13 protein-coding genes are annotated in these 14,399 nt (G+C 44.1%); 10 read left to right on the top strand and 3 right to left on the bottom strand.

Annotated elements, in window-relative coordinates; all coding sequences use genetic code 11:
- Window positions 1-81: 81 nt before the first annotated feature.
- Window positions 82-1,911 (bottom strand): ABC transporter ATP-binding protein, encoded by a 1,830-nt coding sequence (locus tag SSED_RS15160; RefSeq protein ID WP_012143242.1) that lies wholly within the window; start codon window positions 1,909-1,911, stop codon window positions 82-84.
- Between the two features lie 179 nt (window positions 1,912-2,090).
- On the opposite strand from SSED_RS15160, the gene SSED_RS15155 reads away from it, so the two are divergent.
- The 8 genes from SSED_RS15155 (at window position 2,091) to SSED_RS15120 (ending at window position 11,430) form a co-directional block, all read left to right on the top strand.
- Window positions 2,091-3,599: a DNA-3-methyladenine glycosylase 2 family protein gene (locus tag SSED_RS15155; RefSeq protein WP_012143241.1), complete on the top strand. Its 1,509-nt coding sequence runs from the start codon at window positions 2,091-2,093 to the stop codon at window positions 3,597-3,599.
- On the top strand, window positions 3,596-4,210 hold the full coding sequence (locus tag SSED_RS15150) for a methylated-DNA--[protein]-cysteine S-methyltransferase (protein WP_012143240.1): 615 nt from the start codon (window positions 3,596-3,598) through the stop codon (window positions 4,208-4,210). The genes SSED_RS15155 and SSED_RS15150 overlap by 4 nt, the downstream gene beginning before the upstream one ends.
- A 139-nt stretch (window positions 4,211-4,349) precedes the next feature.
- On the top strand, window positions 4,350-5,648 hold the full coding sequence (locus SSED_RS15145) for a DEAD/DEAH box helicase (protein ID WP_012143239.1): 1,299 nt from the start codon (window positions 4,350-4,352) through the stop codon (window positions 5,646-5,648).
- Between the two features lie 92 nt (window positions 5,649-5,740).
- The gene (locus SSED_RS15140; protein ID WP_012143238.1) at window positions 5,741-6,211 is read left to right on the top strand and encodes a dual specificity protein phosphatase family protein; all 471 of its coding nucleotides are present in this window, start codon (window positions 5,741-5,743) and stop codon (window positions 6,209-6,211) included.
- A 151-nt stretch (window positions 6,212-6,362) separates the two neighbouring features.
- Entirely contained in the window at window positions 6,363-7,886 is a 1,524-nt protein-coding gene (locus SSED_RS15135; protein ID WP_012143237.1) for a phospholipase D family protein, read from the top strand.
- Between the two features lie 93 nt (window positions 7,887-7,979).
- Entirely contained in the window at window positions 7,980-8,867 is an 888-nt protein-coding gene (locus SSED_RS15130) for a chemotaxis protein CheV (protein WP_012143236.1), read from the top strand.
- 401 nt (window positions 8,868-9,268) lie between these two features.
- A complete protein-coding gene (sstT, locus tag SSED_RS15125; protein ID WP_041422207.1) occupies window positions 9,269-10,492 on the top strand; it encodes a serine/threonine transporter SstT in 1,224 nt (407 codons plus the stop codon).
- A 536-nt stretch (window positions 10,493-11,028) separates the two neighbouring features.
- A complete protein-coding gene (locus SSED_RS15120) occupies window positions 11,029-11,430 on the top strand; it encodes a hypothetical protein (protein ID WP_012143234.1) in 402 nt (133 codons plus the stop codon).
- Window positions 11,431-11,548: 118 nt separating this feature from the next.
- Here SSED_RS15120 and SSED_RS15115 read toward each other — a convergent pair whose 3' ends face one another.
- Window positions 11,549-12,205 carry an RluA family pseudouridine synthase gene (locus SSED_RS15115; protein WP_012143233.1) on the bottom strand — a complete coding sequence of 219 codons (657 nt, stop codon included), beginning with the start codon at window positions 12,203-12,205 and terminating at the stop codon, window positions 11,549-11,551.
- A gap of 93 nt (window positions 12,206-12,298) precedes the next feature.
- Window positions 12,299-12,892, bottom strand: coding sequence for an acyl carrier protein phosphodiesterase (locus SSED_RS15110; protein WP_012143232.1), 594 nt, complete (start codon window positions 12,890-12,892; stop codon window positions 12,299-12,301).
- A 160-nt stretch (window positions 12,893-13,052) separates the two neighbouring features.
- On the opposite strand from SSED_RS15110, the gene SSED_RS24860 reads away from it, so the two are divergent.
- Together SSED_RS24860 and queA are read left to right on the top strand one after the other, a co-directional pair.
- A complete protein-coding gene (locus SSED_RS24860; RefSeq protein WP_012143231.1) occupies window positions 13,053-13,214 on the top strand; it encodes a hypothetical protein in 162 nt (53 codons plus the stop codon).
- A 71-nt stretch (window positions 13,215-13,285) separates the two neighbouring features.
- A complete protein-coding gene (queA, locus tag SSED_RS15105; RefSeq protein WP_012143230.1) occupies window positions 13,286-14,323 on the top strand; it encodes a tRNA preQ1(34) S-adenosylmethionine ribosyltransferase-isomerase QueA in 1,038 nt (345 codons plus the stop codon).
- Window positions 14,324-14,399: the final 76 nt, after the last annotated feature.

Here is a 14,399-nt window from a genome sequence, read left to right as displayed (position 1 = left end):
ATTAATACCAATTGGTATAAGTTGATAGTCGAGAAAAAACCACCCTAAAGGTGGTTTTTAGCTTTAAAGATAAATGGCTGATTAATCGACCCCCAAAAAACCTCCAGTTTGATGCGCCCATAGTTGAGCATAGATACCACCGGATTGAATTAACTCATGATGAGAGCCCTGTTCGACAATTTTCCCCTCATCGATGACAATAAGCCTGTCCATTGCTGCAATTGTCGATAAGCGGTGGGCAATAGCAATCACAGTCTTACCTTCCATTAGTTGATACAAACTCTCTTGAATGGCCGCTTCAACTTCTGAATCCAGGGCTGATGTGGCCTCATCGAGCAGGAGAATAGGGGCATTTTTCAGCAAGACACGGGCGATGGCGATACGTTGACGTTGACCGCCGGATAGCTTGACGCCGCGTTCTCCAACTTGTGCATCCAAACCTCGATTACCTTCCGGGTCACTAAGAGTTTGAATAAACTCATAGGCTTGAGCATGTTTTATCGCTTTGAGTAACTCATCTTCACTTGCATCAGGATTGCCGTAAAGAATATTTTCACGAACGGAGCGGTGAAGAAGAGAGGTGTCTTGTGTCACCATGCCTATATGCGCGCGCAAGGAGTCTTGTTGTACGTTTTTAATATCTTGCTTGTCTATTTGAATCGAACCTTGTTCGACATCATAGAAGCGCATTAACAAGTTCACCAGCGTCGACTTTCCTGCTCCGGAGCGACCGACCAGACCAACTTTTTCGCCGGCTTTGATATTCAGGTTGAGATTATCTATGATCCCGCTGCTTTCGCCGTAATGAAAACTTACATCGGCAAAATCGATACATCCTTGGGTAACCGTGATTGGCTTTGCATCGATACAATCTTCAATTTCAGTGGGTTTAGATAAGGTGTTCATACCATCGGTCACGGTGCCGATGTTTTCAAACAATGAGCTGATTTCCCACATGATCCATTGCGACATACCATTTAGACGAAGCGACAGGCTGATTGCGATGGCGATAGCGCCTACGGTAATTGCGCTGCTCGTCCATAACCAAATAGAAACCGCAGCTATAGTAAATGCGAGAAGGTAATTGATTATCTGCACGCTGACATTGATGCCTGTAACCAGTCGCATTTGCCGATAAACAGTATTGAGAAACACTTTCATGCTGCCTCGAGCATATTCAGCTTCTTTTTGTGTGTGGGAAAACAGCTTTACCGTTGTGATATTGGTATAGCTGTCTACAATCCGCCCGGTCATGGTTGAGCGGGCGTCGGCTTGCTCAGTAGAGACCTTCTTTAGCTTAGGTAAAAACATGAATTGCAGGCTTATGTATAACCCCAGCCAGATCAGCATAGGGACCATTAGTCTTAGATCCGCATTCGCAATCATGACGACCATCGAAGTGAAATAAACCAAAATATATACCAGTACATCTAATAGCTTTGTCACGGTTTCCCTGACTGCCAGTGATGTCTGCATGACCTTGGTCGCAATTCTTCCTGCAAAATCATTCTGGTAGAAAGAGACACTCTGTTTGAGCAGATACCTATGCGCTAACCAGCGGATTGACATAGGATAATTGCCAAGCAGTCCTTGATATACAATTAAGGCATGCAGAAGAACCAGAGTGGGGATGATGACTAATACCAAAACAGTCATTCCAATTAGCTTCTGACCTTCTTTCTCAAATAAGGTTTGAGGGTCGTTAGCGATGAGCATATCGACCAACTGTCCCATGAAACCAAATAGTGATACCTCTAAAATGGCTAAAGTCGCGGTTAAAATCGACATGAGGATAAGAGGAAGTTCAAATCCTCGGGTGTAATGCCGACAAAATGCATATATCCCTTTCGGAGGTTGTACCGGTTCTTCATAGGGCAGGGCATTGACCCAAGATTCAAATCGTTTAAACATCTATGTTCTCAATGATTATTATATTTTGCTAACACTGTTGTTAGCATATCTTAAAAATAAAACATTAGGTTAACATTGCTGATTTATATAGAGTTCCGTTTTCCGCTAGTTTAGATAGTCGTTATTAAGTAAAGTAAGGCCTAATTAGTTTCAAAATTACAGATCAGGCTGGCTTAACCATGGACCATCACCTCGAAAACTTAAGCGTTGAATCTTGCCGTAAAGCGAGACTATCAAAAGATCCCCGTTTCGATGGCCAGTTTTTTGTTGGTGTGATCACGACGGGAATTTTTTGTCGGCCTATATGTCCTGCTGTATCGCCACAAGAGAAAAATGTCAGGTATTTTGACTCTGCAATTCGCGCCGTTAATGCTGGATTAAGGCCCTGCCTGCGCTGCCGCCCCGATAGCGCCCCAGATTCATTTGCATGGAAAGGGACACAAACAACAATAGAGCGCGCGTTGAGATTAATTGATGCTGGTGTTATGTCTGGTGATAACGGATTGAGTATAGAGGCTCTGTCTGAAAGATTGGGGATCGGTAGCCGATATTTACGTCAGTTATTCAATAAGCATTTGGGGACATCGCCTAAGCAATATGCGCAATTTCGTCAACTTATGTTTGCAAAGCAATTATTGCATCAAACAGATCTACCTGTGGTTCAAGTCGGCTTGGCTGCAGGCTACACCAGCATCAGGCGTTTTAATGAAGTATTCAAAGATACATTACAGTTAACGCCAACAGAGCTAAGAAAAAAGAGAAGTAATACACAACCACTCGCGGTGAATGATAATGGCTCAGGTAGAGGACTCAGTTTAAGCTTACAATTATCATATCGGCCTCCACTAAATTGGAGTCATCTGTCTGAATTTTATCAATTGAGAATGGTTGATGGAATGGAGTGGCTGAATGACTTAAGCTATGGACGTACTTTTCAATTAGGCTCAGCTAAAGGCTTTTTTGAAGCAGTTCACCATCCAGAAAAGAATAGATTCAAGGTCACTATCCATCTGTCTGATACTCAAGACATAGTACAGCTTAAAGATATTGTCATGCAGATCCGCAGGTTATTAGACCTCGATGCTGATATGAATAAGATACAGAGCTCGCTCGCATCAATCTCTCTTATAAGCAACCAGATAAAAGAGGGGCTCAGGTTACCTGGTACCTGGTCTGCATTCGAAGCTGGCTGTAGGGCGATATTAGGGCAGCAGGTCAGCGTCACTCAAGCCACTAAATTGCTTAATTGCATGGTAAAGGCCAATGGAGAGGAGTTGAGTCTGTCGGGTCGGACGCTTCGTATGTTTCCTACGCCAGATAAGCTTGCAAAAGCCAATTTGGATGAGCTTAAGATGCCTGGCGCAAGGAAAGCCGCGATCAATGCTTTTAGTTTATATGTGGCCACCAACCCGGATGCAGATCTTGATGAATGGTTAACCATTAAAGGGATAGGTCCCTGGACCGTAGCCTATGCCAAAATGCGCGGGTTAAGCGACCCCAACATTTTGTTATGTACCGATCTGATCGTTAAAAAGAAGGTGCTGAAGATGTATGAGTTAGATAGGCTGTCAGTGGACGCTGCGGAAACGGGTAAGCCAGTGAATTATGGTGCATTGACAGAGTCACTTCGTCAGCAGGCAACGCCCTGGGGCAGTTATTTAACCTTTCAACTATGGAACCTGACATGACAATAATAAATAACACCAACACTGGATTGCGCCCAACTCAGAATCACAGTAGCACTCAAGGAGCCGGCTCTTTACTTGTCTCCTTGCCCTGCAAAGATAAAGTTGTGCCGCTAGCATCGAAAACCTTTGCAACTCCGGTCGGTCAATTGCTCATTAAGGCAAATCAGTATGGCTTGAGTCACTTAAGACTGGCTGAGGTCGAGGAGGTATTATGGGTAGATGAGAGTCACCCCTCGCATCTGGAGGCTTTAGGGTACCTGTCCCAAACGGAGCTCGAGCTTGGCGAGTATTTTTCTGGCACACGCGAGACTTTTTCTGTGTCATTAGCGCCTCAAGGTACGGAGTTTCAGAGGCAAGTTTGGCAAGCATTGCTTGAGATCAAACATGGCGAATATTGTAGTTACAGCGATATAGCGCAGCAGATCAATAGACCCAAAGCTGTCAGGGCCGTTGGCGCCGCAAATGGAGCAAATCGTATTGCCATCATTATTCCTTGTCACCGTGTGATTGGAAAAAATGGCAAGCTGACAGGTTATGCCTATGGAATAGAGATGAAGCGACAACTGCTTGGCTTAGAAGGTAATGTTGACCAGAAAACTATTATGTTTTAATCCGGGTCTGCCAATGAACACTTAACGTTTGCTCCGTGTCCCATTCAACCAATCATGATAACAGCAAAATATAAGCTTTATAGGTGAATTTAGCGTAGAATATGCGCCATATTTATTTTATGGCACTCATCCCAAATCTATGACACAAGCTCACTCTTCACAAACATCACAGAACGCCACCTTCGAACAACTAGGATTAATCCCTGAATTACTGGCTCGTTTAACTGAACTTGAGTATGTGACTCCTACACTGGTTCAGACAGGAACTATCGCTGCGGTTTTGGAGGGTAAAGATGTGTTAGCGGGCGCTATCACAGGTTCTGGTAAGACCGCTGCGTTTGCATTGCCATTAATACAAAGACTGTTATCAAAACAATCCACCTCTGTGAAGGGAAACCTGATTGGGACATTAGTGCTTGTTCCTACTCGTGAGCTGGCTCAACAAGTTGCCGAAAGCTTTAAGAGTTATGCGAAACTGATTAAACCGAGAGTAAAGGTAGAGGCTGTGTTCGGTGGTGTTTCAGCCAATACCCAAATGCTTGCGTTGAGAGGCGGGGCGGATGTTCTTGTGGCGACTCCAGGGCGCCTGCTTGACCTAATTTCGAGCAATGCAGTGAAGCTTGGGCAAGTGACCTCTTTAGTGCTCGACGAAGCGGACCGTATGTTAAGTCTGGGCTTCGAAGAAGAGTTAACGGAGATTCTGGCCAAACTACCTAAACATAAGCAAACTTTACTCTTTTCGGCTACCTTTCCCGAAGAAGTTAAGATACTGACTGACAAGTTGTTATCGTCTCCTGTAGAGGTTCAGCTTCAAAGCGAAGAGAAGAGTACACTGACACAACAGGTTTATACGGTTAACCGGAATAGTAAGACAGCTCTGCTGGCACATCTGATTAAAGAGAATGATTGGCGTCAAGTCTTGGTTTTTGCCAGTGCCAAAAATACCTGTAACCGTTTGGAACAAAAGCTGGAAAAACTGGGCATTGCGGCGCAGGTTTTTCATAGCGATAAGGCTCAGGGGGCAAGAACCCGAGTATTAGAAGGATTCAAAAGTGGTGAGATCCGGGTGCTAATCGCCACAGATATTGCCGCGCGTGGTATAGATATTGAAAAGCTTCCGGTTGTGATTAATTACGAGTTGCCGAGAAGTCCTGCCGATTATATGCATCGGATCGGTCGAAGTGGACGTGCCGGAGAGGCGGGTCTGGCGTTATCTTTAATTTCCCATGATGAATACCACCATTTCAAAATCATAGAGAAAAAGAATAAGTTTAGGTTAGAGAGAGAGCAAGTTGTTGGTTTTGAAGCCTCTGAAGAAGCGCCGCTTGATTGCCCATCCAGAGAGATAAAACCTATGGCAGCACCCGAAGGTATGGGTAAGAAAAAGCGAAAAAAAGTCCCTAAGGCCAATGCCGAACTGTGGGCCAAAAAGCCCTGATTTATTTGTTAAATATAGGGTGGCAGCGCCACCTTATATTTGAAATGTTTTTATCAATGTCATTAATAGTCAATTTGTTATAGGTAGAATTTATGCAGCATCTATTTTGGTTAGTTGAAGACAAAATTGCTGGACGCAGTGGGCCTAATAAGGAAGCATGGGATCTGAATGAAATTAAACGTTCAGGTATCGGGGCTATACTCTCTGTAAATGGAGGCGAAGCTTGTGAGCCTGACGCATTTACTCAGGCGGATTTGGCGTATGCGTGTATCCCCTTTTCCAGTAATGTACCGCCTAAAGATGAAGACTTAGGCTTGTGTGTCGAGCAACTGCCTAAGGCGTTGGCTTTTATTCGTGAATGTGAAGCTAACAATACGCCTGTGATGATCCACTGCCGCTCAGGTAAAGACAGAACGGCCTTGTTAATGGCTTACTACCTGATGGAGAATGGGGCTGCGCCTTTGCATGCCGTTAGTCAAGTTCGTGCCGCAAGGGACATTGCTTTTAGCGCCGAAGGTTGGGACCAGTTTGCTTTCGACGTGCTTTATGCTTTACAGGAATAACATTTTTTAACCGCGTCTTCATGGCATAACCTAGGACAAGGATAAGTTAAGACCAATAGGTTTTTAAGGAGTAGGCTTTTGATGGGTAGGATTTTAATTAATAGACTTTTGACTAACTTAATTAATAGACTTTTGACTAACTAGGTATTGAATGAAAAGTAGAGTCATTGCCTGTTGGATCGCTATTTTTTGTCTGGGGTGCTTATCCGCCTGCGGCTCTTTACCCGATTTTGGTGATAAAGAGCCAAGCTATAAATTACCAGTTTCATCAAATGCCAATCTGGTTCAATTTACCGCCCCCCTCATCGTTAACCATCCTGCCCAAACCGGTGTCGCCCCTTTGACTAATGGGCTTGACGCGTTTATAGCAAGACTGGCCATCATTACCGCGGCAAGTACAAGCGTAGACTTACAGTATTATATTTATCGACCGGATGAGACGGGTAAGCTACTCGTTTGGCATCTGCTCGATGCGGCTGAACGAGGGGTCAGAGTCCGTATCTTGCTAGACGACTTGACGACCAAAGAGTTAGATCATGGTTTGATGTTGCTCTCGATGCACCCCAATATTCATATCCGCCTTTTTAACCCTTCATCTTCGAGAGTGTATAGAGGGCTCGAGTTTATTACCGGTTTTTCGCGCATGAATCATCGCATGCATAATAAGTCTTTGACCGTGGATAATTCGGCGACCATTGTCGGTGGACGAAATATTGGCAACGAATATTTCTCTAATAATGAAGATGTTGATTTTGGTGATTTTGATCTGCTTGCGATAGGGGAGGCGGTTGACGAGGTTTCTAATCAGTTCGATCTGTATTGGAATGCCAAGGTCACAGTGCCTATTGAAACGTTATCGGACAAAAGTTTTACCGAAGAGGAGCTGAACGATGCCGATGAGTCCTATCGCGCCGAACGCTTAGCCTTTGAGTCGAGTGAGTATCTGGGGCGTTTGGAGTTGAGCCTCTTTTTAGAAGAGCTCAGGGAACAAAAACTGAAGTGGTACTGGGGCAATGCTGAAGTGGTGTATGACCCACCGCAGAAGGCTCAGAAAAAAGATGAACAGTTGTGGCTACTTTCTGATTTGTCTAAATTTCTAGAAAGTGCAGAAGAGGAGGTGATGATTGTTTCTCCCTACTTTGTGCCAACGGCGCAAGGCACTCAAGATCTGGTCGCGGCATCCCAAGGTGGTTTAACAATCACTGTGGTCACCAATAGTCTGGCGGCTACCGATGTGCTGGCCGTTCACGCCGGGTATCAGGGATACCGCAAGGCACTACTCGATGGTGGGGTTAAAATCTTTGAAGTGAGAGTCGATCCTGAGCATAAGCCCTCTGGATGGATGGGAAGTTCACGCACAAGCCTCCATGCTAAAACCTTTATCTTAGACAGAAAATCAACCTTTGTTGGTTCATTTAACTTCGATCCCAGATCGGCCTGGATAAATACCGAAATGGGGATGATATTTCATCAGACTGAATTTGCTAATGGCGTTGTCACTGGGATCGAGGCAGGCCTCAAAGAGTCTGCATTTAGATTAGATATTGAAGAGGGAGAACTTGTATGGTTTGATGATTTGAAGGGCGTGAAGCTTCATTCTGAACCCGGTGCGGGGTTCTGGCGTAAGTTTATGGCCGATTTCATTTCGCTATTTCCTTTTGAATCACAACTTTAATGACTATTCGCCCAGCCTTTGACCGTCGTCATCTTGTTTTTGCTGTGTTAGGGTTATACTTCAACTAATATTAACATTTTATTTGGTACGAAAATGAAGAGTAAGGCCAACCAATCCCAAGGCTTATTGCTTTTTCGTCTGTCTCAGAGACAACTATTCGCCCTGGGCACGCTAAAGATCCGGGAACTTGTTCCCTATACTCCTTTAAGTGTAATACCTCAGTCTCACCCTACGATCTTAGGGGCTGCGACTATTCGTGGTAATACCATTCCTGTTATCGATATGGCTGCAGCGGTTGGCTATCCTTCTCTTACGAGTGAAGAGTTGAAATCGAGTTATATCGTCATCACCGACTGCCAACGCATGGTTATCGGTTTTTTAGTTCGTGCCATCGATAAAATTATTGAGTGTAACTGGCGAGATATCGAGTCTCCTCCAAATAATTTAGGTCCCAATGCCTATTTGACCGGGGTGACTCGCTTTGATGACCAATTGGTGCAACTACTCGATGTTGAACTACTATTGTCCAAGGTCTTCCCACCAAGTCCTGAGATGAATCGCGCGATTTTGACTGATGTTCAACGTGAGAAACTCAAGCCGCTGAGTATTTTGTTAGTCGATGACTCTAAGGTTGCCCGTAAGCAGCTGTCTGATGCCCTCGATAGTATCAATATTCCTTATCAAGTGACCTCTGATGGACGTGATGCGCTATCAATCATGGAGAAAGCAGCAAGTGAGGGAACGCCTATCGATCTGCTGGTCAGTGATATTGAGATGCCAGGATTAGACGGCTATGAACTCGCTTTCGAAGTAAAAAATACGCCGGCGTTGGACTCAGCTTATATTATCTTGCATACATCACTCTCAAGTGAGATCAGCGTAAGTCAGGCTCATCAGGTTGGTGCGAATGAGGCGTTAACTAAATTTGATGCCCATGAGCTGATTAGTGCTATGTTACGAGGCGCAGAGTCCAAGGAGTAGGAGCTCATTTTTAACTTGCTCCAGCAATCAAAGACTGGAACTTGGGAGTCATGGCTTTTATGGCTAATGACTTCTCGATGCTGGGGCGAGTGACGTGTTGAGGCTCTGATGGGGCCATCTGCCCCGATTATCTATGATCAAAACTGAATATCTGACAGGTTTAGGATTTGTGGTAAAAAGCCTCGTGAGCAGGCTTGGGTATATACCTTGTTATCATTATGCTACAAACTGGTAATTTAGTCGGCTATTTCCACGCTATTACTAGACATCTTAAGTGAGTTTAGTTAAAACATCTTGTTAAGAAATATTAATTATACTTATCTCTTCGATTAGTTTACGGCACCGCTTTGAAGGTGCCAGATGCTAACAAGCAACATATTATAATAATGACAGGCCAATCAATGAATCAAAAACAATCTTTATTAGCCAGACTGGCTAATGGCAGCTTAGTGCTGCAAATCCTATTTGGGATAATCGCTGGTATTTCACTGGCGACAATTTCGAAAGATTCTGCACATAGCGTTGCCTTTTTGGGTGAGCTTTTTGTCGGAGCTTTAAAAGCAATTGCGCCTATCTTAGTGTTTATCTTAGTCGCGGCTTCAATTGCAAATCAGAAAAAAAACGCTAAGACCAATATGCGTCCAATCGTTATCTTATATCTATTTGGTACCTTTGCAGCGGCGATGACCGCTGTACTTCTCAGCTTTACCTTCCCGATCACTCTAGTGCTGGCAACGGGCGCTGAAGGGGCCACGCCACCGGAAGGGATTGGTGAAGTGATTCATACTTTACTCTTCAAGTTAGTCGATAACCCGGTTAATGCGGTTATGACCGGTAACTACATCGGAATTCTGGCTTGGGGCGTGGGCCTTGGTTTGGCTCTTCACCATGCAAGCGACTCAACCAAACAGGTATTTGCCGATGTGAGTCATGGTATTTCACAGATGGTTCGTTTCATCATTCGATTAGCACCTATCGGTATTTTCGGGCTGGTTGCAGCTACATTTGCTAAAACAGGCTTCTCGGCTATCGCAGGTTATGGACAACTGTTAGCGGTTTTACTCGGCGCGATGGCAATTATTGCGCTTGTCGTGAATCCATTAATTGTTTTCCTGAAAATAAGACGAAACCCATATCCGTTAGTATTGACGTGTCTACGTGAGAGTGGTGTTACCGCGTTTTTCACTCGATCCAGTGCGGCAAATATTCCGGTGAATATGGCACTTTGTGAAAAGCTTGAGCTGCATGAAGATACATATTCTGTGTCGATCCCACTAGGCGCAACGATCAACATGGGAGGGGCGGCTATCACGATTACCGTTCTGACTCTCGCGGCTGTCCATACTATGGGAATTCAAGTCGATATTCTCACCGCTATTTTACTCAGTGTCGTTGCAGCTGTATCGGCCTGTGGTGCGTCAGGGGTTGCCGGGGGCTCACTCCTGCTTATTCCTCTTGCGTGTAGTCTATTTGGGATCTCAAACGATGTTGCTATGCAAGTGGTTGCCGTCGGTTTCATTATCGGCGTTATTCAGGACTCTGCCGAAACGGGGCTAAATAGCTCAACAGATGTACTCTTTACCGCCGCAGCTTGTGAAGCGGCAGAAAGAAAAGAGACGATATAATCTTAATAGAAGTTCCCGGAGTATTGGCTCCGGGAACTCTCTTATGCTCCACTGCTTTAAAGACAGCATCACACCATCCTACCTTTGCTTTTCTCAACCAGTACCCTCAGAGATTGACTCATGAGTCGACCTATACATTGGTACTTAGGGGGAGCATATATTGTGTCCCACCTCCTCATAGTTATATCAGTAACAGTGAAAAATTGCTGAAACTCTTTTCAGACTGATAGATCCGACTTAGATGAAGATTTTGGCCATTATCTTTATGCCGATTGGTATAAAAACAGGTCTGAAAATATTCATTGACCTATACTCATCGGATGAATTAGGTAAATTAATTCATATTGTCTAAAGTAATGCATATAAAGTGATTTAGATCGCGTTTTTATTTTATGCATGCGATACACTTTTTAATGAATTGTTTAGCTAAATCGGCATAAATGCGATTTAGTCATTTGTTGCTTAATAGATAGCATCACGGCTCGTAACTGTCACAAATATTTAACAAAACGAATTTCCATGGAGTTGAATTGAAAATGGATTCAATGGCTGAAGTCATACAAGATGAATGTAGTCAAACTGAAAGTAGAGAATTACTCGAGGTGATTAAAATGTCAGTAGTTGAAAAGCGACAACGCTTAAGTTGGCAGGAAAAGGATGTGGTCAGTCGAGAAGTTGTAGGTCGGTGGATAGATGACCGTCATTGTGTGGGAGATAAGATCACACTCTACCGCCAGGGGCAAAAGATTTTTCTGGAGACCTGGTACAGCGATGGTTGCCACAGTTTAGATGAGATGATGAGTACTCAAACTGAGGATGGGCTGAAGTTAGAAGATAAAGGCGGAAATATTTTCGGAGAGTACTTCCTGCTATCGGCAGAAAATCATCTACGATTTTGCAACTCTAGCGAGTGCTTCTATACCGCTAAAGCGGCTTAAACTCACTGTACTTTAGATGCTGCCTTTAAGAGCAGTTATATCCATAAGACCAGCAATGGTACTGTCTGGTCTTATTTGAACCCTCATCTGTGGTGAGATGATGGCAGGTTTGTGACAATTAACTGAAAGGGTGAGCACTATGAAAGGTCATTGCTTTACCCGAATAGGGGTGAGTAATGCTGAGTGACATGGCATGAAGGCAAAGCCTCTTCGATGCCGCGATCACCTTTTCATCGCCGTAAAAATCATCCCCTAAAATAGGGTGACCTATTGCCAGCATATGCAAGCGTAACTGGTGCGTCCGTCCCGTTACCGGCTTTAACTCTACCAATGTACTGTTTTTTCTACGTTCAAGTACCTTGAAATAGGTCTTAGAAGGTTTACCTTCCTCTGCCAATTTTTGTAGTGGAGGCCGTTCAGTATCGGGTTTCATGGCAAGTTCGATAACCCCTTCCTCATCTACGATATGCCCCTGCACCTCTGCTATATAGGTCTTTTTGCTCATCCTGTTTTGAAATTGCGTTTTGATGTTGGACTCGGCTTTCTTGTTTAGTGCAAAAACCATAATACCAGAGGTCGCACAGTCCAATCTGTGAACCAATATCGCCTCAGGGTAACGCTGAAGAAGACGGTTAATTGCACAATCGAAGGTATTTGCAGCCCGGCCTGGATTTGAGAGTAAGCCAGAGGGTTTATTAATGACAATAATGTCTCTGTCTTTATATCGAATATCTAACCAAGGGATAGAAGGGGGGGTATAAGTAAATATCTGCATGAAATCTCCTGTTGCGGCGAATTCTAGCAAAAAGTGATCATATTGAGAACGAGTAAGCGAGGAGTTTTCTCGCTTACTGCTACGAGCCGAGCACTATAAGTATTCTGTTGGTGTGTTTCGTGTCCAGATCCGGCTGTATGCCATTAATTGAGGGTAGAAGGTTCTGAAGGCTATCTCAATTTCGGTATCCAAGGTTTTCACCGCAGCGGTAGCACCTTCAAATATCTCAGGTTTGGATACCCGTTTGGCCACAGACTCGATTGTTTGGTTTAACCCGTCTCGATTCTTATAGGCGACCAGCCAGTTCTCACTTCTTATCCTGGGGGCAAGGCTCTGAAGCTGTTCGGGCAACCCTTCACAATTGTCGATGGCATCATAAGCTTTGAGGGCAAAGTCTTTCAAACTGACATTATGGTATTCATCCCAGTACTTAGCCAACACATGATCAAAAGCTAGATCGATCAGTATGGGAGCGGCTCGTTTGAGCTGTTTAGGGAATTTTGACTCTAACTCTTTCGTGAGTTCATGGGTATCTGTAAGCTGGTCTATCTGTCGGTGTAGCCAGATACCTTGTTGGAGGTGCTTGGGGAATCTCTCTATGCTTCCCTTAGCAAAGTCGCCAGCTAAATTGGCGGCGAGGCTGGTTTTACTATTATCAGCAAGATGTAGATGTGCAAGAAAGTTCATGATGATTTGCTAATTTTCTTGGTTAAAACTCTATTTTCACGTTATCATGTGCATCGATGCTAAGAAAGCCTTTCTCCCACTTTAATTGAGATTGGGGTTATTTCTTAAGGATGTGCATCACTCAATATATTCTCATCAATTATCGGTTTAAGGATCAAGGATGATGTGGAACTGGTTATCTAAATTTTTTGGTAAACAAGAACGATCTCAACGCAAACGTGTACGGATTGATATTCCTTATGAGCAACACAGTTATCGTAAGGAAGATTTTGACATCGATGAGAATAGTGTGACGATGGAAGAAGATAATATCGGGAACTAGTTTATACACCTTGATCTTCTCGGTCTCTGCAAATAGACTAGCGCCCGATTCATGCTAAGTAGAGACTAACCATGCGCGTTACTGATTTTTCATTTGACCTCCCAGACGAGTTAATAGCCCGTTATCCAATGGCAAACCGGACATCTTCGAGATTACTTTCATTAGAGGGTAATACCGGCAAGCTTGCCGATAATCAGTTCACCGATATTTTGAACATGGTTAATCCTGGAGATCTTATGGTGTTTAATAACACTCGGGTGATACCTGCGCGTCTCTTCGGCCAGAAAATAACGGGTGGCAAGCTGGAAATCCTTGTTGAGCGCATGCTTGATGACAAGCGAATTTTGGCTCATGTAAGATGTTCTAAGTCCCCTAAAGCTGATTCGATCATCTGTTTAGATGGCGACTATGAGATGAAAATGCTCGGTCGTCACGATGCATTATTCGAGCTTGAACTTCAATCGGACAAGACTATTCTTGAAGTACTCGAAGAGGTGGGGCATATGCCGCTGCCTCCTTATATCGACAGACCCGATGAAGATGCCGACAAAGAGCGTTATCAGACAGTTTACAATCAAAATCCGGGTGCAGTAGCGGCGCCAACGGCGGGTTTGCATTTCGATGACGCTCTGTTGAAGGCGTTGAGCGATAAAGGTGTGGATACCGCGTTTGTGACTTTGCATGTTGGAGCGGGAACATTTCAACCTGTAAAAGTTGATAACATACTTGAACACAAGATGCATTCTGAATGGGCCGAAGTTTCACAAGAGGTCGTCGCTAAAGTTGCGCAAACTAAAGCGAATGGCAAACGTGTTATTGCCGTTGGTACAACCTCGGTACGTTCTTTAGAGAGTGCAGCGAAAGCGAGTGAAGGTGAGCTCAAAGAGTTTTGCAGCGATACCGATATCTTTATCTACCCGGGATATGAGTTCAAAGTTGTCGACGCTATGGTGACCAATTTTCACCTTCCTGAATCGACATTAATTATGCTACTCAGCGCATTTGCCGGTTTCGATGAGGTAAAAAACGCCTATCAACACGCGATTGCTCAAAAATACCGCTTCTTTAGCTATGGTGATGCCATGTTTGTGACTAAAAAAGCGAACTAACGGCCAAATTTGGTTTAAAATACCCACCCATTAAAGAGGTGGGTTTTTTTTAACTTCTATTTTTTGATAAGGGTTG

Source organism: Shewanella sediminis HAW-EB3 (assembly GCF_000018025.1).
GTDB lineage: Bacteria > Pseudomonadota > Gammaproteobacteria > Enterobacterales > Shewanellaceae > Shewanella > Shewanella sediminis.
This window is presented reverse-complemented; position numbering and strand designations above follow the sequence as displayed.

Excerpts from the sequence above, each read along its gene's own strand:
- SSED_RS15160 (WP_012143242.1), bottom strand. The coding sequence starts at position 1,911 with ATGTTTAAACGATTTGAATCTTGGGTCAATGCCCTGCCCTATGAAGAA.
- SSED_RS15155 (WP_012143241.1), top strand. The coding sequence starts at position 2,091 with ATGGACCATCACCTCGAAAACTTAAGCGTTGAATCTTGCCGTAAAGCG.
- SSED_RS15150 (WP_012143240.1), top strand. The coding sequence starts at position 3,596 with ATGACAATAATAAATAACACCAACACTGGATTGCGCCCAACTCAGAAT.
- SSED_RS15145 (WP_012143239.1), top strand. The coding sequence starts at position 4,350 with ATGACACAAGCTCACTCTTCACAAACATCACAGAACGCCACCTTCGAA.
- SSED_RS15140 (WP_012143238.1), top strand. The coding sequence starts at position 5,741 with ATGCAGCATCTATTTTGGTTAGTTGAAGACAAAATTGCTGGACGCAGT.
- SSED_RS15135 (WP_012143237.1), top strand. The coding sequence starts at position 6,363 with ATGAAAAGTAGAGTCATTGCCTGTTGGATCGCTATTTTTTGTCTGGGG.
- SSED_RS15130 (WP_012143236.1), top strand. The coding sequence starts at position 7,980 with ATGAAGAGTAAGGCCAACCAATCCCAAGGCTTATTGCTTTTTCGTCTG.
- sstT (WP_041422207.1), top strand. The coding sequence starts at position 9,269 with ATGAATCAAAAACAATCTTTATTAGCCAGACTGGCTAATGGCAGCTTA.
- SSED_RS15120 (WP_012143234.1), top strand. The coding sequence starts at position 11,029 with ATGGATTCAATGGCTGAAGTCATACAAGATGAATGTAGTCAAACTGAA.
- SSED_RS15115 (WP_012143233.1), bottom strand. The coding sequence starts at position 12,205 with ATGCAGATATTTACTTATACCCCCCCTTCTATCCCTTGGTTAGATATT.
- SSED_RS15110 (WP_012143232.1), bottom strand. The coding sequence starts at position 12,892 with ATGAACTTTCTTGCACATCTACATCTTGCTGATAATAGTAAAACCAGC.
- SSED_RS24860 (WP_012143231.1), top strand. The coding sequence starts at position 13,053 with ATGATGTGGAACTGGTTATCTAAATTTTTTGGTAAACAAGAACGATCT.
- queA (WP_012143230.1), top strand. The coding sequence starts at position 13,286 with ATGCGCGTTACTGATTTTTCATTTGACCTCCCAGACGAGTTAATAGCC.